Origin of the sequence: Enterobacter sp. PP-008-ECC_S150 (assembly GCF_045257065.1) — a bacterium.
Lineage (GTDB): Bacteria > Pseudomonadota > Gammaproteobacteria > Enterobacterales > Enterobacteriaceae > Enterobacter > Enterobacter chengduensis.
In genome coordinates this window covers 19596-38562 of record NZ_JBJHHG010000012.1, presented here as the reverse complement: position 1 = coordinate 38562, position 18967 = coordinate 19596, and the positions used below count along the sequence as shown (strand labels likewise).

Below are 18967 nucleotides of genomic sequence, written 5' to 3'. Positions count from 1 at the left end.
CAAATTCATTACAATCGTGTAATGTACATAGCTGTATTACATTTACGTCATCTTCCCCACAGGTTGATTATTTTTATATATGATCATAAGGACATCTTTTATGTACCTCAGAAGGTAATTACACATGAATATATTAATCACGACCACTGCGTTTACAGCTTTATTTTGTGGGGCAGCTTTTGCTCAGTCCAGTGATATTGCCCATGAAGCACATCGATTTGTTAATAATGCCTCAGCCGTCAGTCATGTGAATTCCTCGACGCATGAAAACTTACCGGACAGGGTTAATAAAAACAACACGCCCTCATTCTCTGAAATGAATGAACATGAAAGGGCCATTGTTGCTCATTCATTTATGAACAACAGCGCGTCCTATGCGCATCAGAAAATGATTGAGGAACATAAAAAAATGCTGTCCGGCAGTGATGCAAATTCAAAGACCTCGTCTTCTTCTTTTAACGAACTGAATGCCGGAGAAAAAGCCGCTCTCGTGCATGAGCAGGTCAATAATGCCGGTGCGGAAGCACATCAGACGCAGGCAAGAAAGCTTCGCGGGCTGTATTCGACCAGGTAACTGCAGGCGGGTTAGTGCTTAGCGTCAGGTGCGCAGCAGGGCTTTACTGACGGGTTACGTAGCAGGACATGAGCCCCATATTGCTCTGCCGTAACCTGTTTCAGTCCCGTTAATCATCACCGTCGGGCTGGTCATACAGTTCCCAGAGCTTCAGGAGCAAACGGGAAACAAGATATGTTACAAAAATGACGACCATCAACGGTGCTCCCGATTAACTGACAGATGACACGCCTCCTGAAAACCCCTAGCATACGCCGCAGTGTTCATGCTAACGGCGAATTCCAGTAAATGTATTCTACCGATGTCGTAAAAGAAAATGCCTACCTTTCAGCCACCCGCTCGGGGCTGGAATCGAACGAGATCGCTACTCTTCAGCGCTCCTTGCCTTCCCGGTTTAATCTGCGGCATTTGAAAAAAAATGAATCATTAAAACTCGTACTGCAAAAGAAAGCGGGAAAATCACGTGTCGTGGCCTATAAATTTACGTCCGGTTCATTTAATTACACGGCGTATCGTATATCAGATAAAAAGTTCTATAACCTTTCCGATACTTCCGGGAAAGGCAGTCTCGATTATCCGTTACCGGCCACAGCAAGACTCAGTTCGCCTTTCAATCCTGCAAGACTTAACCCGGTATCGGGAAAAGTGAGTCCCCATAATGGCATTGATTATTCCATGCCCATGAACACGAAAATAGTCAGCGTCATCGACGGAAAAATCACCCGGGCCGAATACAACAGTACCATGGGATATTTTGTTGAAGTAACGGGAAAAGCCGGTGTTAAAACTCGCTATCTCCACCTCAATAAAATACTCGTTACTAAAGGGGCCAGGGTTACACGGGGAGGTGCTATTGCGTTATCCGGTAACAGCGGACGTTCATCCGGTCCTCATCTGCATTACGAGCTGGTCATCAATAACAACCCTGTTAACTCTCTGGCGTTCCGGGCAGCGGCACCCGCTGATAACAAACTCGAACAGCATGCCTTTGCGCATGCCAGAGACTACGAACGATACCTGGACTGATAACGGGACCGCGACGCGGCCCCGTCTGCCGGATTAATTTTTTTTATCGTTTTCACTTCCGTGATGTTGATGATCTCCATGCCCTCCGTGGCCGTGGAAAAGATGCATTAGCGGGCAGACCAGCAATAACAGATATGGCCAGTAACCTGCCACATGTGACCAGTGTTCGCGCAGGAGGGCAAATGCCGCGATCGCGGCGACAGCAATAAGCGCATAGGTGGTACTTTTCATACTGGACTCCTTCTGTTCGTAACTGACCCTTCACTCAGTGTTATTTCCCGAGCCTGACACTTTTCAGACGCAACGCATTCACAATGACGCTGACGGAGGAAAGAGCCATGGCCGCCGCCGCAATAACTGGCGACAGCAGTATTCCATACACAGGATAAAGCAGACCTGCAGCCACAGGCACGCCAAGTGCGTTGTAGATAAATGCAAAAAACAGATTCTGACGGATATTTTTCATGGTGATCTCTGACAGATGACGGGCCCTGTTCAGTATCATCAAGTCGCCTTTGAGAAGGGTGACTCCGGCACTTTCAATTGCCACATCTGTACCCGTTCCCATGGCTATACCCACGTCAGCCGCTGCCAGCGCCGGGGCATCATTCACACCGTCTCCGGCCATCGCAACCACATGGCCAGACTCTTTCAGTCGGGTTATCACTGCTTTTTTGCCATCCGGCAGAATTCCGGCTTCAACCTCATCTATTCCCAGTTTCCGTGCGACTGCTTCAGCAGTAAGCTGGTTATCCCCGGTGAGCATAACGATGCGGATCCCCGCCTGACGCAAAGCTTTAAGCGCATCCGGCGTGGTTGTTTTCACGGGATCCGAGATAGCTATCAGGCCTGCAAGGTCCCCGTCTGTGGCCACATAGATAACGGTAGCGCCTTCCATCCGCAACGTATCCGCAACGGCCTTTTGATTATCAATAACTATACTGTTTTCCTGCATAGCCAGTTCATTACCAATAACAACCCGTTGACCTTCGACATCGCCTGAGACACCTTTACCCGACGGTGCATCGAAATGAGTGACTGCGGGTATTGCGATCCCCTTTTCCTGTGCTGCTTTAACTACTGCCATACCCAGCGGATGCTGCGAGCCTTTTTCCACTGCGGCTGTTACACGCAAAAGAGATGTTTCCCCACCCGGATTGAGACTGATAATCCCTGTCACCGTAGGCGAACCTTCCGTGAGCGTGCCTGTTTTGTCGACAACCAGCGTGTCCACTTTTTCAAGACGCTCAAGGGCTTCGGCATTCCTGATTAACACCCCGGCCTGGGCTCCTTTGCCCACCCCCACCATTATCGACATCGGCGTGGCCAGCCCCAGCGCGCAGGGACAGGCAATAATCAGGACCGACACAGCCGCAATGAGACCGTGCGCCATCCTGGGCTCGGGCCCCCAGACAGACCAGATCACGAAAGCAACAACCGCGATAAGTATCACCAGAGGAACAAACCAGCCTGAAACGCTGTCAGCCATTCTCTGGATGGGGGCACGCGAACGCTGTGCATCAGCGACCATCTGAACAATTCGTGAGAGCATTGTTTCATCACCGACTTTCTCTGCACGGATGATGAGACTCCCTGTCTGATTAATGGTCCCCCCGATGACAGGGTCACCCTCCGTTTTGGTAACCGGCATAGATTCCCCGGTCACCATCGATTCATCAACGGTTGTTTTGCCTTCGATCACGATACCGTCGACCGGAATACTCTCTCCAGGTCTGATGCGGAGCTTATCGCCAGGCAGGACATCTTCCGCATTAATATCCGTTTCATGACCGTCATGATCCAGCCGTCTGGCGGTTTTGGGGGCAAGGTTCAGAAGCGCAGTAATGGCGCCTGAGGTTTGTTCCCGTGCCCGCAGCTCAAGAACCTGTCCCAGCAGAACAAGCACCGTAATAACTGCTGCGGCTTCAAAATAAACGGCCACCAGGCCATCCATGTTTCTGAACGATGCAGGAAACCAGGAGGGGAAGACGGTTGCAATGACGCTGTAAACCCAGGCTACGCCGGTCCCCATTGCAACAAGGGTAAACATATTCAGGGAGCGGTTACGTAACGACATTCCGGCCCGGGCGAAGAATGGCCAGCCACACCACAACACGACAGGGGAGGCCAGAAGCAGCTGCAGCCATGTGTTGTACTGTGGCGGTACTGTATTCCTCAACTCGGGAAACAGATGAGATCCCATTTCGAGTACCAGAACCGGAAACGCCAGCAACAACCCCAGCCAGAAGCGTCTTGTCATGTCGTGAAGTTCATCACTCGGCCCCGTGGATGCCGTAGCTACGAGCGGCTCCAGTGCCATTCCACAGACAGGACAGCTTCCGGGACCACTGCGGCGTATCTCCGGGTGCATCGGACATGTCCACACACCTTCAGAATTCTCTTTTTCCGCCTGGTGGTGAGGCTGTTTTATCTGATCAGGGCTGACTTCGTGATGATCGTGGTGATGGTGATGGGAATGTTCACTGGCATCTTCGGTAAGATAACGATCGGGATGGGCTTTAAATTTACTCTCACAGCTGGCGGAGCAGAAATAAAGTTGGTGGTCCTGGTATCGAATGCTGCTGTGCGCCCTGTCGGGCAGGATGGCCATCCCGCACACGGGATCTCTCACCTTATGCAATACGTGGCCCTCGTCCGGGGATAATGTCTGCTCAGAAGCAGTCTGGTTGTTGTGTTGCACTGCATTGTCATTTTTCACAGTAACTCTCCTTATGCATACCGAAGCATCTTCTGTCTTCAGGGTATGTCATGGATGCGATTACCACGAATATCGCCGGCACAGGAGTGCCTGCTACCGGCGTCCCGTTATCAGCCGTTCCGCTGACTATTCGATTCGCTGGAAGACTTTTTTACTTCCATCCGGTGAGAATGCGATAACATCGTAAGCCTCTTTTCGGGCTCCCATCTCCATTCCAGGACTTCCTGCTGGCATACCGGGGGTGGCGAGACCGTATATACCTGAACCAGACTGCATTGCCTTATGTATCGTTGTCGCAGGCACATGGCCTTCAATGATCAAATTACCGGCAACCGCGGTATGACAACTTCGCAGTCCTGCAGGAATAGCATGCTTTTCTTTCAGGGCTGACAGCGCCTGATCATTCATGACGTGAGTTCGTACTTCAAACCCGTCTTTTTCCATCGCTTTGCCCCACAGGGAACAACAGCCACAGTTTTCAGATTTGTACATATCAATCACTTTTTCACTCGCCATCGCGGGCAGTGAAAGGCCGAGAGCCAGCGCCATCAGAACCACTTTTTTCATACTCACCTCTGTATATTATCGATTTAAACCCTGACGTCAGGGTGAATCAGTAAAGAAGGACACCCACAGGGGTGCCCTTTCAGGTTCAGGACACGCTTTTTTTATGTCTGCGCAGCCAGATTAATTTGTAGGCGGCAGGAATAATGAACAGGGACAGCAGCGGAGCCGTGATCATCCCACCAATCATGGGTGCCGCGATACGGCTCATGACTTCTGAACCTGCACCGGTTCCCCAGAGTATTGGCAGCAGACCCGCAATGATCACCGCCACGGTCATGGCTTTCGGCCGGACACGCAGTACGGCACCATGATAGAGGGCTTCATCAAGGCCTTCCGGTGTGAACGTCTCTTTACGGGACAATTCCGGGTGCGCTTCAATGGCATGACGCAGATACATCAGCATGACCACGCCAAACTCTGCTGCCACCCCGGCCAGAGCGATAAACCCCGTTCCGGTTGCGACAGACATATGGAAGCCCTGCCAGTACAGGAACCATATCCCGCCAACCAGGGCGAACGGCAGGCTCATCAGGATCAGCAGGGCTTCATCAACCCGGCGGAATGCCAGATACAACAGGATGAAGATGATCATCACCGTCATCGGCACCATCAGCTTCAGTTTCTTGTTGGCATGCTCAAGCAGTTCAAACTGTCCGGAGAATGACACGCTGGTACCCGGTCTCAGTTTCACTTTCTGACTGATCGCCGTTTTAATGTCATTAACCACCGACACCATATCCCTGCCGCGCGCGTCAATGTAAATCCAGCTGGCTGGACGGGCATTTTCCGTTTTCAGCATAGTCGGCCCGGAAACGACCTTAATATCCGCAACATCGCCCAGCGTGATCTGCTGCTTCATCGGGGTCAGGATCGGCATCTGTTTCAGGGCCTGCGGGCTGTTCCGGTAATCCTGCGGATAGCGGATATTAATCGGGTACCGGGCCACGCCTTCAACCGTTTCCCCTACCGTCGCGCCGCCGATGGCTGATGAGATGAACAGCTGCACATCGCCCACCGTCATTCCGTAGCGGGAGGCTTTTTCCCGGTTGATATCCACATCAATGTAGCGCCCGCCTTCCAGTCGCTCTGCGAGAGCAGACACTACGCCGGGTACGGTTTTGGCGACCGCTTCGATACTCTGCGCCGTTGCATCGATATCGGACAGAACCGTTCCGGACACCTTGATACCTATCGGGCTTTTGATCCCGGTTGAGAGCATATCAATACGGTTACGGATTGGCGGCACCCAGAGGTTTGCCAGCCCCGGTAAACGGACGGTCCTGTCGAGTTCTTCAATAATCTTGTCAATCGTCATGCCTGGACGCCACTGATCCTCAGGTTTGAGCTGGATCGTGGTTTCAACCATTTCGAGCGGTGCGGAATCCGTGGCGGTCTCTGCTTTACCGGTCTTGCCAAATACAGAGGCCACTTCAGGAACGCTTTTGATTAACTTGTCCGTCGTCTGCAGGAGCGCTGCAGCTTCAGCCGGAGAGACACCCGGCAGGGTCGACGGCATATACAACAGGTCGCCCTCGTTAATCTTCGGCAGAAACTCACCGCCCACCTGGCTCAGCGGCCAGATAACGGTGAAAATGGACAAGGCCGCAACCAGCAGGGTTGTTTTTGGCCAGTGGAGAACCCGCAACAGCAATGGATGATACGCTTTGATCAGTACCCGGTTCAGGGGGTTACTGGTCTCTGCAGGAATTTTCCCCCGGATCCAGAATCCCATCAGAATCGGAATGACGATGATGGCCAGCGCGGCCGCGCCCGCCATGGAGTACGTTTTCGTGAATGCCAGCGGGCCAAACAGACGTCCTTCCTGACCTTCCAGGGTAAAGATAGGAATAAAGGACAGGGTGATGATCAGCAGGCTGATAAACAGTGCGGGTCCCACTTCAACGGAGGCATCGGTAATCACCTTCCAGCGGGTGGCGTTGTCAATCTGCTCACCCGGATGCTGATGATCCCACTCCTCAAGCCGCTTATGCGCATTCTCAATCATCACAATGGCGGCATCCACCATCGCACCGACGGCAATCGCTATCCCTCCCAGCGACATGATATTGGCGTTCAGTCCCTGGAAGTGCATGACGATAAAGGCGATACACAGACCAAGCGGCAGAGAGATAATCGCCACCAGGGCAGAACGTACGTGCCACAGGAACAGGGCACAGACGATGGCCACCACGATAAACTCTTCCAGAAGTTTGGAACTGAGGTTATCAATCGCCCGGTCGATGAGCTGGCTGCGATCGTAGGTGGTCACGATTTCAACGCCTTCCGGCAGGCTGGCCTTCAGCGTCTCAAGTTTATCCCTCACTGCCGTGATAACGTCGCGTGCATTTTTACCCGACCGCAGGATCACCACGCCGCCAGCGACTTCGCCCTGGCCGTTCAGCTCGGCAATACCACGCCGCATTTCAGGCCCGGTCTGCACGCGGGCAACATCCCGCAGATAAACCGGCACGCCGTTCTCGCCTGTTTTCAGGACGATGTTATTAAAATCATCAATGCTCTGAAGATAACCGCTGGCACGGACCATATACTCAGCTTCGGCCATTTCAACGGATGAGCCACCGGCCTCCTGGTTAGACGATTCAAGGGCCTGTTTCACTTCGGGCAGGCTGATACCATACTGAGACAATTTTACCGGATTGACCTGAATCTGGTACTGTTTCACCACGCCGCCAACCGAAGCGACCTCAGCCACGTTCGGGATGGTTTTCAGCTCAAATTTCAGGAACCAGTCCTGCAGAGAACGCAGTTCTGAAAGGTCGTGTTTTCCGCTGCGATCGACAAGGGCATATTCAAATATCCAGCCCACCCCCGTGGCGTCCGGACCGATTTCAGAACTCACACCGGCGGGCAGTTTTCCCTGTACCTGGTTCAGGTACTCCAGCACGCGGGAACGGGCCCAGTACAGATCGGTGCCGTCTTCAAAAATGACATACACATACGAATCACCGAACTGTGAAAAACCACGCACGGTTTTTGCGCCAGGCACGGACAGCATGGTGGTGGTAAGTGGATAGGTGACCTGGTTTTCTACAATCTGCGGGGCCTGGCCGGGATAGCTGGTTTTGATAATGACCTGCACATCTGACAGGTCAGGCAAGGCATCGACAGGCGTGTTAATAATCGTCCATGTGCCCCAGATGCTGAGAAACAGGGCCCCCATCATGACCAGGAAACGGTTGGCGACAGAGCGCCGGATAATCCATTCAATCATCGTCGTCTCCTCAGTGCCCTGAATGCATATTTACAGGCTGGTCAGACATTGCTGGCATACTGCTTTCTGTTTTTTCAGGGTGGCGCATACGTTCCAGTGCGCCCGTAATATTGGCTTCAGAGTCAATGAGGAACAGGCCACTGACCACCACGGTATCGCCTTCATTCAGGCCGGAGCCGATGCCGGACTGTTGCTGTGACTCATGCAGAACGTGGATCTGTTTCGGCACAAACTTGCCTTCATCATCAACAGTAATCACGCGCTGTTCTTTGCCGGTATCGATAACGGCCTGGCTTGGTATCAGCAGCATCTCCTGGCTTCTGGTATTCAGTTTCAGATAGGCATTCATGCCCGGCTTGAGAAACTCATCCTTATTAGAAACCTGGAGACGGACCTGAAGCGTACGGGTTGTCTGATCCACGCTGGGAAGAATATTCCATTTTTCGACATGGAATGTTTTATCCGGATAAGCCGGTACCGAAATTTCAAACTGCGACGTATCTTTCAGCAGATAGGCGATAGATTCTGGCACTGCAGCGCTGATCCAGACCGGGTCCATTCCCTGAATCTGAGCCACCACCTTATCTTTCGAAATATTCATGCCGGTGCGCAGGTCAAATGCAGTAATGACACCATCAATAGGTGCTTTAATGGTAAAACGGGTCTGAATGCTCCGGGTAGAACGCAGTCTCTGAATATCCTCTTCCGGCATACCTGCCAGGCGAAGCCGTTCCAGAACGCCTTTAATTTGCGTGGAAGTACCACCGGTGCTGGATAACAGAAGGAATTCACTCTGTGCTTCCACCCAGTCCGGAATGGTAATATCGATAAGTGGCGTCCCCTTCTTCACATGATCGCCAATCGTCATGGGGTAGACTTTTTCGACAAACCCGTCAGAACGCGCCTGCACAATAACAAACTGATACTCGTTATAGCTGACATTAGCCGGGATTGTCTGAGAATAATTCAGCATTCCTCGCGTGACTTTTTGCGTTTTTAATCCCAGATTCTGAACCTGGGTTGGGTCGATACGGATCCCGCCACTGCTTTTATCGCCACTGTCATCAGCATATTTTGGCACCAGGTCCATATCCATAAAGGGCGATTTTCCGGGTTTATCAAATTTGGTATCCGGTTTCATTGGGTCATACCAGAAAAGCACCTTTCGTTCCGGTGCCTTTTGTTCTGTTTTTTCAGTCTTTTGTGCTGAGTTTACATACTGCCAGGCAGTAACCGATATCAGCCCCCCTGCTATGAGGCTGCTGATAATTATTGCAGCATATTTTATCTTTAAAGAAGCCATACAATTTTCCGCTAAAAAATCAAAACACCTGGCATATGCGCCTGACGGTTAACTCACACATATACCTATGTGAATGTACAGGCGCACAGGATGTAATCGCTCCGGACAGCCAATCAGGACTGCGTCACGTTAATGCTTTTGAGTAAGGAGATATTGCCCTGCTGAATAAACGAGAAATCGACATGGTTGCCTGTTTTCAGGGCATTAATAGCATCGTCTGCATTAACAAAAGTAAAGCGCATGGTCATTGCAGGCCAGCCCACCGCTGGAATTGCTTCATGCGAAATGGTGATTTTCTTAGTATTCATATCAATGTCTTTAACGACACCGGTGCCCTTGATAACTTGCTGTACCGAAGCATCACTGGCAGTATTCATATCGCCATGCTGATGTGTTTCAGCATGAAGACCGGCAGAAAACATGACAGAGAAGGCACCAAATAAAACGGCTTTAAGTGAATTACGCATTTTAATTTCCTGATTAATTAAATAAATTTACTCTACCCAACCGCCACCCAGCGCGGTAAACAGATTAATTTCGTTAACCTGCCGGGAATAGGTAAGATCGAGAATGGTTTGCTGGGTAGCGAAGAGGGAACGTTCTGCATCCAGCACTTCGATGTAACTGACAGCACCACTTGCATACAATCCTCTGGCACGCTGGAGAGTTATCTGAAGTGAATCAAGATAACGCTGCTGTGACTCAAGTTGCTGGCTAAGGCTGTCGCGCAGCGCAAGCGTGTCGGAAACATCCTTAAAGGCTGACTGAATTTTTTGTTCGTAATTAACCACCGACTGTTGCTGGCGAATTTCAGCCAGCTTCAGATTGGCTTTATTCCTGCCAGCATTAAATATAGGAATTTCAATTTTAGGGATAAAATTCCACATTCCACTTCCTGACGTAAACAGGCTGGACAGCTCCGTACTGCTTGCGGAAAGACCACTGGTCAGGGTAATTGAGGGGAAAAAGGCCGCTCGCGCTGCGCCAATATTGGCATCAGCCGCTTTCAGCTGATATTCCGCTTCCATAATATCCGGTCGCTGCAGCAAAATTTGTGAAGACAGATTTGGTGGCAATTTTACTGGGGCTATCTCCCCGCCTTTCATCCCTTTTTCTGACGGAAGTGCGCGGTACGTTCCCAGCACCAGTTGCAGGGCATTGTTTGCCTGAGCCAGATCGCCTTCTCGTTTGGCTATTTCGGCGCGGGTACTTTCGATTTGTCCTCGCGCCTGTTCAAGTGCCAGAACGTTCGTACTCCCGGTCACGAGCTGCTGCTCAACGAAAGCATAGGACTGTTGATAATTTTTCAGCGTTTCCCGCGCAATACGAAGTTGTTCGTACGCCAGTTGCTGGCTGAAATAGCTTTGTGAAACGTTGGATACCAGCAGGATGTGTACGGCCCGACGGGCTTCTTCGCTGGCAAAGTAGTTCTGGCGATCAGCATCACTCATGTTCTTAAGTTTGCCGAAAAAATCGAGCTCATAGCTGAGCTCCAGTCTCGCGTCGTACTCCTGTGTGGTCGGCTTGTCACCTTTCAGACCACCGCTGTATGTTATCCCGGATGAGGCATTCAGCTGGGGATAACGATCTGCATCCGTGACGTTGAACTGGGCTCGGGCCTCTTCAACCTTCAGGGCAGCCATTCTCAAATCACGGTTATTAGTCAGAGCTTCACCGATCAACCGGGTAACCTGGGGATCGACAAAAAAGTTACGCCAGCCCGTATCCTGATAGCCATTTACCGCTGGCGTCAGGCTGTTATGGGACAGTGAAAACTGCTGGGGTACCGGTGCTGCGGGCCGCTGATATTCAGGCGCAAGCGACACGCAGCCTGCCAGGATGAATATCGTGCTAATGCTGAGTAATTTTAATTTGAACATAACGCTTCTCGTCCAGGCAGACCTGGTAAATGGTTCAAATGAAGTCCAGAGTATTGATAGGGGTACTTTACCTAACGCTCTCTGTTTGCCGGGTGACAGGATAATGACAATGTTGTCATTTTTGCTGTAATCCGTTGATAACGATCGTGGGCGCAATAGAATGACATTAGCAGCCAGCCGGGGAGCAAGATGAAAATATTGATCGTCGAAGACGAAATTAAAACAGGTGAATATCTCAGCAAAGGGCTTACAGAGGCAGGGTTCGTAGTGGATCACGCTGATAATGGTCTTACCGGATATCATCTCGCCATGACAGCCGAGTATGATTTAGTCATTCTGGATATCATGCTACCTGATGTGAACGGCTGGGATATCATCCGCATGCTGCGCACTGCCGGAAAGGGTATGCCGGTCTTACTGCTGACAGCCCTCGGCACGATCGAACATAGGGTCAAAGGACTGGAACTGGGTGCGGACGATTATCTGGTTAAACCCTTTGCGTTTGCCGAACTGCTCGCCCGGGTGAGAACCCTTCTGAGGCGGGGAAACACGATGATCACGGAAAGCCAGTTTAAGGTGGCTGACCTCTCGATTGATCTCGTATCCAGAAAAGTCAGTCGCGCCGGAAACCGCATTGTGCTCACCAGTAAAGAGTTCAGCCTGCTGGAATTCTTCATTCGCCATCAGGGAGAGGTTCTTCCCCGCTCCCTGATTGCCTCTCAGGTCTGGGACATGAATTTTGACAGCGACACTAATGCGATCGATGTCGCAGTAAAGCGACTCCGCGCTAAAATAGACAACGATTACGAGACAAAGCTGATCCAGACAGTCCGGGGCGTGGGCTACATGCTGGAGGTCCCGGATGCATAGCAAACCTTCCAGACGCCCTTTCTCACTCGCTCTGCGGCTGACCTTTTTTATCAGCCTGTCCACGATACTGGCTTTTATCGCATTCACCTGGTTTATGCTGCATTCTGTTGAAAATCATTTTGCCGAGCAGGATGTCAGCGATCTTCAACAAATCAGCACCACACTGAACCGTATACTGCAGTCCCCGGTGGATCCGGATGATAAAAAAATAAGCAAAATAAAGGAATCAATTGCCAGCTACCGCAACGTTGCCCTTTTGCTCCTCAATCCCAGGGGGGAAGTGCTCTTTAGCTCAGCTCAGGGGGCGGCACTACGCCCGGCAGTGAATTCAGCAGATTTTAGCGAGCACAGCCGCGCACGGGATGTCTTTCTCTGGACGGTGGAGGAGCCTGCGGGACCGATGGATACCGGGTCCGAAATGAAGATGGAAACATACAGGATTATCGCCTCCTCTGGTCAGGCGATATTTCAGGGCAAACAGCAGAACTATGTCATGCTGACTGGCCTATCCATTAATTTCCATCTCCATTACCTCGATGCGCTGAAAAAGAACCTGATTGCGATTGCCGTCGTGATAAGCCTGTTGATTGTTCTGATCATTCGAATCGCTGTCCGTCAGGGGCACCTGCCCCTTCGTAATGTCAGCAATGCCATTAAAAACATCACCTCCGAGAATCTTGATGCGCGACTGGAACCGACACGCGTTCCCATTGAGCTGGAGCAACTGGTTATCTCGTTCAATCATATGATTGGAAAGATTGAGGATGTCTTTACCCGCCAGGCCAATTTCTCTGCCGATATCGCGCATGAGATCAGAACGCCCATCACCAATCTGGTGACGCAGACTGAAATCGCACTGAGTCAGGATCGAACACAGAGGGAACTTGAGGATGTCCTCTATTCCAGTCTTGAAGAGTATAACCGGATGACCAAAATGGTCAGCGATATGCTGTTCCTGGCACAGGCAGATAATAATCAGCTGATACCTGACAGGGTCATGTTTGACCTCAGAGCGGAAGTCATGAAAGTCTTCGAGTTTTTCGAAGCCTGGGCCGAAGAACGCAATATCACGCTCAAATTTAACGGGATGCCCTGCCTGGTTGAGGGAGATCCACAAATGTTCAGAAGGGCGATCAATAATCTGTTATCCAATGCCCTGCGTTATACCCCGGAGGGACAGGCAATCACCGTCTCAATAAGAGAGCAGGAGAGCTTTTTTGACCTTGTGATTGAAAATCCGGGGAAACCAATCCCTGAAGAGCATTTATCAAGGTTGTTTGACCGTTTTTATCGGGTGGATCCGTCCAGACAACGAAAAGGAGAAGGCAGCGGCATCGGCCTTGCGATTGTGAAGTCAATCGTGGAAGCACATCACGGAAGAGTGCAGGTGGAATCGGACGTACACTCAACGCGTTTTATCTTATCCGTGCCCAGACTGGAGAAAATGATTCCGGACACCCAGTGCTGGGAATAAAGATTTAAATGACAAAGATGTCATTAGCCTGTCATGCAGCAAACAGAAGCCATTCGATATAATTAGTGCAACTTATCAGGAAGGCTGGATTGCTTTATCAATATCCGGCGTCAGTGGACGCCAGGAAATGAATATCCAGTCCCCTCCCGGAGAAATAAACACTTCCGAACCTGTTTCAGTTATGGAACTGAAAACACCGGTTGTACTCCCCCGGACATCACTAATTAAGAAATGGAGAGTTATCATGAAAAATATCGTATTAGCATCCTTGCTGGGCTTTGGCTTAATTTCTTCGGCCTGGGCCACTGAAACCGTGAATATCCATGAGCGGGTCAACAATGCACAGGCACCTGCTCACCAGATGCAGTCTGCTGCGGCTCCTGTCGGGATCCAGGGGACTGCACCTCGTATGGCCGGTATGGACCAGCATGAACAGGCCATTATTGCTCATGAAACCATGACGAACGGGTCGGCGGATGCGCACCAGAAAATGGTGGAAAGTCATCAGAGGATGATGGGAAGTCAGACCGTTTCCCCTACCGGGCCGTCGAAGTCATTAGCGGCAATGAATGAGCATGAAAGAGCTGCAGTTGCCCATGAATTTATGAATAACGGTCAGTCTGGCCCACATCAGGCCATGGCCGAAGCGCATCGTCGCATGCTCAGTGCAGGCTGACGGCGAGGGAAGTATCTGTGCTGTCCTTATTTCCTTGATAGATTTTTCCGTAACCGGATATATGGCAACATCTTTGCCCCCTACAGGGGGCATTTTTATCAGATTCTGCTACAGTTAACGGGCATCAACGCTAAAAGGATATTTTTTATGAAAGCCAGAAACACTTTATTTGCAGTATTAATGTTATCCCTGCCAGCGATTTCAGCAGAACATTCAGAAATGAAAATGACTGATATGTCTACCTCGGCTTCGTCACAGGAATATATGGCTGGCATGAAAGACATGCATGACAAAATGATGGCTGCCGTAAATGAGTCCGATCCCGACAAGGCTTTTGCGAAAGGCATGGTAGCGCACCATGAAGGGGCAATAGCAATGGCTGAGACCGAGCTCAAATACGGAAAAGATCCGAAAATGAGAAAGCTCGCGCAGGACATCATTAAAGCTCAAAAAGGTGAAATTGAGCAGATGAATAAATGGCTTGATAGTCAAAAGTAAACATTGTAGAAATGTCACGACAAGCGTGATTTTACATCGTTCCTGGGCGCGGGAGTCGGTTAATCTTTATATAATTCAAACCCGATTAATTTCGGGTTTTTACTACTCTGTACTCCGGTCCTTTGTTGAGGACCGGAATATATGCACCTGAGATGCTTATTTAATACATTATCTCGTCATGGATACAATGTCGCTCAGGATCTCAACCAGCTCGCTTCTCTCCTGCGTTCCGTCATGATAGGTTGATCTTGAGATGATTCTTTCTGATGTCATCTGAGGCCAGAATTTATCTAGTACATTATCGGGTTTCATTCCCACAGCCCGGCCGATTATTTTTTTAGCGTCACAGGTGTCCGTAAACGTGACGGCTACACCAGTAATTTCCTCGATAAGATCCGGGCACAGATAGTTTTCTATCTCACGTTTGCGCGTAGCGAAAAATACCTTACCGGCCTCCTCTACTTCTTTTTTACGCTTCTGGATGGACAGAACCTGTGCAGGGTCTCCCCCAATATCGGAGTCCAGAAATACGCACCAGGGAAGCCCCAGATCTTTGGCCAGATTCAATGTAACCCAGTGTTTGACGCTACCACACCCTCCTATGAGGACTGGCACTATTTTCACGTCCTCCAGAGAGGCTGGCAGCGCACCTGACTGTTTTAATGAACTGGCCGCATGCCTCAGGAAAGTAACATCCGACTTTCCCTCTACCAGAACAATCCCCTGCGCCCTTTCCATACCGGTCTCTGGCAGCACCCCCAGGCTTTCAGTGGCTTCCTTCAGCACTGCGTCATCCGGCATTTTTACTACGGGTTCACCCGCCTCATTTCGGGTAACATAACGTACGCCTTCGACAGGGATTAATCCGGCCAGCGCCGGGACATGGGTGGTGACGATAATCTGACGGTGCGGCTGGCCTGCCAGTGCCAGTAACGCTTTCATCAGCATCATCTGATAGTTCGGATGCTGTGACGTTTCAGGCTCCTCTATGGCATAAATCACATTTCTGGGCGTCCCCGCGACATTCTTTTCAGCCTCAGCCCGAAAAAAATTCAACAGGATAAGCCTCCTTATCCCGCTGCCGCGCTTATTGATGGGGATGCCATTTTCCCCGTCCAGGGTGAAATTGAAGGTCCACTTGGGTTTCTCCTTAAATCGTGGAGTCAGTTCACTGGCGAGTTCGGGGGCCATTTCACGTAATTTATCCAGCGTTCTCTGTGCGACATCCAGGACGCTGTCCTGAATCTCATTTTCCAGCGCTGTAATTTTGTCCTGCAGCGCAGCCTGAGCGTCTTTTACGGCCTGCTGTAAGGGGTTTTTAGCTTCGGAATCCCCGTCGCTGCTTTCCCTGTCGGCTTTGAAAATCGCATACGTGGGCAGCAAATCGAGGATCTTACCCCATAATGATTTTGTGTCGGTTCCGAACTCTTTATCGACATCCAGCATAATTTCCGAACAGGTATAGGGGGCTGCGGCTTCCCTGATGGCCTGACGCCATAACGATGCAGTGCGTTTATCCGCCACATTTTTTTCAACTTCTTTTCCCACCGCCTTGAGCTCAGAAATTTTCATGCCCAGTAAATTTCTCAGGGGCTCCTCATCCGGGTGGATGCAGCGGATGCAGGTCTGCTCCGGTTTTCCTGAGGTCGTTGCTTTAAACGTTTTGACGATTTCAAAATTGCCGTCCTCATTCAGCAGATGTTCTGAGGCGAGCGTGGTCTGCACCCTGTCGTCGATCATGATAAAATCGGGCAGGTCATCAAATTCACAGGCTATTTCAAAACGGCCGTCCCCTTCTCTTAGGCTGAAACAGTTCATGTCATTCTTGTCAGCCTTCATTCCTTCTGTTTCAAAAAAAATAGCCAGCGCTTCCAGAAGCGTTGATTTCCCAAAGTCATTACGACCGATAATACCCGTCATGCTTTCATCAATAATGATTTCAGTAGAGTTTCTGTAGCCTCTGAAGTTTTTCAGTTTTAATTTTCTGAGCCGCATATGAAGTCCTGTGTGTAAGAAAGCGTTTTGCTGCAACCTGAATACAAAATATATTTTCAAATGCCTGCCAACAAGCAGGGATAACCGTTATTCAGAATATCTTAACGACATTTCGGGATTATGATCTGGTCGCGCTTTCAGAACTTTACTGCCCCTCAAAACACCGGAAACTAACTTGTGGTTGGTTACATGGCAAAGTTAAAACTCCAGAATCACGGGTAATGATTTCAATGCTTATTATATTTTTTGGAATTGACTCATGAGCTTTATAATTTAAATGATAATAATAACCATTCTTTTATGCGTAATATTTGCTACTGACACTGATGAATTTAAAAGAAGATAGATTTTCATTTACGGATTATTTCCTAAATTCATCGATAATGTGATCGACATAAAATTTTCACTGAAGAATGAAGAGATAATTTAAGGCCGAGCGAAATAGCTCAAAATGGTGTATTTAACATAACAGAAGAAATGAAAGGCTCTATCGCAACCTGATACTTCAGGCCGCTAAGGGGTTAATCTTGTTGAAGAAAAATTAGACCGGGAAGCGCCAGGCGTCACCATTTCTCCCGCCTGGCTGGAAGTGAAGAATAATTGTGCATAGCTCCGTATTCGGGCTTTGCATCTGACAATGGTTCCCTGGATGAAAGTACGATCTCCACTCCAAGGACGCTGAACACCCTAAACAAACGCTCAAAACCCGCACTTGCAGGGTTGGCCTCTAGTCGGGCATAAGTTTGCTGTGTTATACCCAAACGTTCAGAAACATCTTTTTGCGTCAGTCCATTGGCTTTGCGAAAGCCGATTAAAACAGGACGTAACTGATTCAAAGTCTTCAAAGCGTATTGAGTGTTCATAAGTGACCTTCCGTATCGACGAGTTAACAAGCATAACGCAGGGATTTACAGCATATAGGCTGTAATGCTCATTAACAGACTATAGGCTGTAATACGAATCCTGCCAAGATGCGGCATCTTTCAAATACAAGGCCGTATTGGGTAAGCAGTACACCGTTATATAGCACCCCTTGCCCCTTTGCTGGAGAGGGACCCACGTGATCGCAGGTCTTTTAGACGTTGTTGCTAACCGGCATCATACACAGGTGGTAACCCCCAGGGAAACTCTATGAGTGATAATTTATTCCTGCCCCAGTCAAAATATAAAACCTTATCTAACTAGCTTTCTTAGTATTTTATAAATGAAGTGAAATTAGCGAAGAAGTTTTACATTGTAAAGTGAGCAAAAATATTTACCATTCAACTGGCAAAATTTACAATCTGCAGCCCTTAGCCTGAGAAAATGCACATTAACAGAATAATCATCAAGTCCGATAGAGGCATAACTTACGTCCTCAAAAATATCAGAAATAAATGAGTTGAAATTACAAAAATTAACTTCACTTAACATCTTGAACACCGCAGAAATATATCTATCATGCATTATCTTGACTTCGATAACCTTAGATAAACTTGAATGCGACTTACATTTGAAGAGATCAAAGAGAAAGTAAATCAGCATATTTTTATTGTCCGAAATCCATTTTAAAATTTTATTACGTGCACATGGTAATATATACACTGGATTTTTGAAAGGGTTTGAAACGTCAACCACAAGGGAACAATAACCATGAGGATTTATTCCACTTATAATTAAGTCACTAAGTCCTTTCACTGCATTCAAATAGTTATCAAAACAAACCTCATATAAACTGGTACTATGAACTGCACATTTAGATTCAAACAACCATCTATGACGCAGATAACCAATGCCTTTAGAGTGTATATCTTCAACAATACATTTGTGACAGTAACGAATGTTTGAGATGTTTACCAATGGATATGAATTAGTTATGTGAAAATTTTTCCGACAGGCATCTTCAACAGCGTTAAAATACCCGTAAACACCAGAAGATAACGACACTATATTGGAAGTTAGTATATAACCATTTCTAGTGGCAAGAATGTCATATATATCCTGCAAGCTATGCAATTTGTACATATCAATCAGTTCGAAACGAGGAAAGGCATCGTACCTTAGTGCGCCATGCTTTGATATTATGTTCCTGCAATTGGATAAGTTATACATTATCTGTGAACGCAGAAGAAAACTGTGCCACAATTCATTTTCGTAAACCATATAACTCCCTC

Annotated in this window: 16 protein-coding genes; 6 read left to right on the top strand and 10 right to left on the bottom strand. The window is 49.0% G+C overall.

The window, feature by feature from the left end; genetic code table 11:
• Positions 1–124 precede the first annotated feature (124 nt).
• Both ACJBF3_RS14270 and ACJBF3_RS14265 read left to right on the top strand, forming a co-directional pair.
• The gene (locus tag ACJBF3_RS14270) at positions 125–574 is read left to right on the top strand and encodes a copper resistance protein (RefSeq protein WP_001023257.1); all 450 of its coding nucleotides are present in this window, start codon (positions 125–127) and stop codon (positions 572–574) included.
• Between the two features lie 288 nt (positions 575–862).
• Complete coding sequence (locus tag ACJBF3_RS14265) at positions 863–1600, top strand: peptidoglycan DD-metalloendopeptidase family protein (RefSeq protein WP_000287501.1); 738 nt, start codon at positions 863–865, stop codon at positions 1598–1600.
• 33 nt (positions 1601–1633) lie between these two features.
• Here the strand turns inward: ACJBF3_RS14265 and ACJBF3_RS14260 are convergent, their stop codons facing one another.
• The 7 genes from ACJBF3_RS14260 to silC all read right to left on the bottom strand — a co-directional run bounded on the left by ACJBF3_RS14260 (position 1634) and on the right by silC (position 11301).
• On the bottom strand, positions 1634–1831 hold the full coding sequence (locus tag ACJBF3_RS14260; protein ID WP_000843494.1) for a DUF2933 domain-containing protein: 198 nt from the start codon (positions 1829–1831) through the stop codon (positions 1634–1636).
• A 40-nt stretch (positions 1832–1871) separates the two neighbouring features.
• The gene (gene silP / locus ACJBF3_RS14255) at positions 1872–4319 is read right to left on the bottom strand and encodes an Ag(+)-translocating P-type ATPase SilP (RefSeq protein ID WP_001353604.1); all 2448 of its coding nucleotides are present in this window, start codon (positions 4317–4319) and stop codon (positions 1872–1874) included.
• Between the two features lie 126 nt (positions 4320–4445).
• Positions 4446–4886 carry a DUF411 domain-containing protein gene (locus ACJBF3_RS14250; RefSeq protein WP_000758228.1) on the bottom strand — a complete coding sequence of 147 codons (441 nt, stop codon included), beginning with the start codon at positions 4884–4886 and terminating at the stop codon, positions 4446–4448.
• 85 nt (positions 4887–4971) lie between these two features.
• Positions 4972–8118: a Cu(+)/Ag(+) efflux RND transporter permease subunit SilA gene (silA, locus tag ACJBF3_RS14245; RefSeq protein ID WP_000574029.1), complete on the bottom strand. Its 3147-nt coding sequence runs from the start codon at positions 8116–8118 to the stop codon at positions 4972–4974.
• Positions 8119–8128: 10 nt separating this feature from the next.
• On the bottom strand, positions 8129–9421 hold the full coding sequence (gene silB, locus ACJBF3_RS14240; RefSeq protein WP_000157620.1) for a Cu(+)/Ag(+) efflux RND transporter periplasmic adaptor subunit SilB: 1293 nt from the start codon (positions 9419–9421) through the stop codon (positions 8129–8131).
• A 113-nt stretch (positions 9422–9534) separates the two neighbouring features.
• Complete coding sequence (cusF, locus tag ACJBF3_RS14235; protein ID WP_001246155.1) at positions 9535–9888, bottom strand: cation efflux system protein CusF; 354 nt, start codon at positions 9886–9888, stop codon at positions 9535–9537.
• A 27-nt stretch (positions 9889–9915) separates the two neighbouring features.
• On the bottom strand, positions 9916–11301 hold the full coding sequence (silC, locus tag ACJBF3_RS14230) for a Cu(+)/Ag(+) efflux RND transporter outer membrane channel SilC (protein ID WP_000475506.1): 1386 nt from the start codon (positions 11299–11301) through the stop codon (positions 9916–9918).
• A gap of 189 nt (positions 11302–11490) precedes the next feature.
• Here silC and silR point away from each other — a divergent pair, with 189 nt between their 5' ends.
• The 4 genes from silR to ACJBF3_RS14210 all read left to right on the top strand — a co-directional run bounded on the left by silR (position 11491) and on the right by ACJBF3_RS14210 (position 14819).
• Entirely contained in the window at positions 11491–12171 is a 681-nt protein-coding gene (gene silR, locus ACJBF3_RS14225) for a copper/silver response regulator transcription factor SilR (protein WP_000697968.1), read from the top strand.
• Positions 12164–13645 carry a copper/silver sensor histidine kinase SilS gene (silS, locus tag ACJBF3_RS14220; protein WP_032980331.1) on the top strand — a complete coding sequence of 494 codons (1482 nt, stop codon included), beginning with the start codon at positions 12164–12166 and terminating at the stop codon, positions 13643–13645. The genes silR and silS overlap by 8 nt, the downstream gene beginning before the upstream one ends.
• Positions 13646–13889: 244 nt before the next feature.
• Complete coding sequence (silE, locus tag ACJBF3_RS14215; protein WP_000790485.1) at positions 13890–14321, top strand: silver-binding protein SilE; 432 nt, start codon at positions 13890–13892, stop codon at positions 14319–14321.
• A 147-nt stretch (positions 14322–14468) separates the two neighbouring features.
• Positions 14469–14819 (top strand): DUF305 domain-containing protein, encoded by a 351-nt coding sequence (locus tag ACJBF3_RS14210; RefSeq protein ID WP_000647571.1) that lies wholly within the window; start codon positions 14469–14471, stop codon positions 14817–14819.
• Between the two features lie 168 nt (positions 14820–14987).
• Here the strand turns inward: ACJBF3_RS14210 and ACJBF3_RS14205 are convergent, their stop codons facing one another.
• The 3 genes from ACJBF3_RS14205 to ACJBF3_RS14195 all read right to left on the bottom strand — a co-directional run bounded on the left by ACJBF3_RS14205 (position 14988) and on the right by ACJBF3_RS14195 (position 18956).
• On the bottom strand, positions 14988–16814 hold the full coding sequence (locus ACJBF3_RS14205; protein ID WP_001710867.1) for an AAA family ATPase: 1827 nt from the start codon (positions 16812–16814) through the stop codon (positions 14988–14990).
• Positions 16815–17377: 563 nt separating this feature from the next.
• Positions 17378–17677, bottom strand: a complete 300-nt coding sequence (locus tag ACJBF3_RS14200; protein ID WP_001097216.1) for a helix-turn-helix transcriptional regulator — start codon at positions 17675–17677, stop codon at positions 17378–17380.
• A 352-nt stretch (positions 17678–18029) separates the two neighbouring features.
• Positions 18030–18956 (bottom strand): hypothetical protein, encoded by a 927-nt coding sequence (locus tag ACJBF3_RS14195; RefSeq protein WP_000262423.1) that lies wholly within the window; start codon positions 18954–18956, stop codon positions 18030–18032.
• Positions 18957–18967: the final 11 nt, after the last annotated feature.

Bases quoted from the DNA above. Each gene is read 5' to 3' on its own strand.
- silR (WP_000697968.1), top strand. From the start codon at position 11,491: ATGAAAATATTGATCGTCGAAGACGAAATTAAAACAGGTGAATATCTC.
- ACJBF3_RS14265 (WP_000287501.1), top strand. From the start codon at position 863: ATGTATTCTACCGATGTCGTAAAAGAAAATGCCTACCTTTCAGCCACC.
- cusF (WP_001246155.1), bottom strand. From the start codon at position 9,888: ATGCGTAATTCACTTAAAGCCGTTTTATTTGGTGCCTTCTCTGTCATG.
- ACJBF3_RS14195 (WP_000262423.1), bottom strand. From the start codon at position 18,956: ATGGTTTACGAAAATGAATTGTGGCACAGTTTTCTTCTGCGTTCACAG.
- silC (WP_000475506.1), bottom strand. From the start codon at position 11,301: ATGTTCAAATTAAAATTACTCAGCATTAGCACGATATTCATCCTGGCA.
- silE (WP_000790485.1), top strand. From the start codon at position 13,890: ATGAAAAATATCGTATTAGCATCCTTGCTGGGCTTTGGCTTAATTTCT.
- ACJBF3_RS14270 (WP_001023257.1), top strand. From the start codon at position 125: ATGAATATATTAATCACGACCACTGCGTTTACAGCTTTATTTTGTGGG.
- silS (WP_032980331.1), top strand. From the start codon at position 12,164: ATGCATAGCAAACCTTCCAGACGCCCTTTCTCACTCGCTCTGCGGCTG.
- ACJBF3_RS14210 (WP_000647571.1), top strand. From the start codon at position 14,469: ATGAAAGCCAGAAACACTTTATTTGCAGTATTAATGTTATCCCTGCCA.
- ACJBF3_RS14200 (WP_001097216.1), bottom strand. From the start codon at position 17,677: ATGAACACTCAATACGCTTTGAAGACTTTGAATCAGTTACGTCCTGTT.
- ACJBF3_RS14250 (WP_000758228.1), bottom strand. From the start codon at position 4,886: ATGAAAAAAGTGGTTCTGATGGCGCTGGCTCTCGGCCTTTCACTGCCC.
- ACJBF3_RS14260 (WP_000843494.1), bottom strand. From the start codon at position 1,831: ATGAAAAGTACCACCTATGCGCTTATTGCTGTCGCCGCGATCGCGGCA.
- ACJBF3_RS14205 (WP_001710867.1), bottom strand. From the start codon at position 16,814: ATGCGGCTCAGAAAATTAAAACTGAAAAACTTCAGAGGCTACAGAAAC.
- silB (WP_000157620.1), bottom strand. From the start codon at position 9,421: ATGGCTTCTTTAAAGATAAAATATGCTGCAATAATTATCAGCAGCCTC.
- silA (WP_000574029.1), bottom strand. From the start codon at position 8,118: ATGATTGAATGGATTATCCGGCGCTCTGTCGCCAACCGTTTCCTGGTC.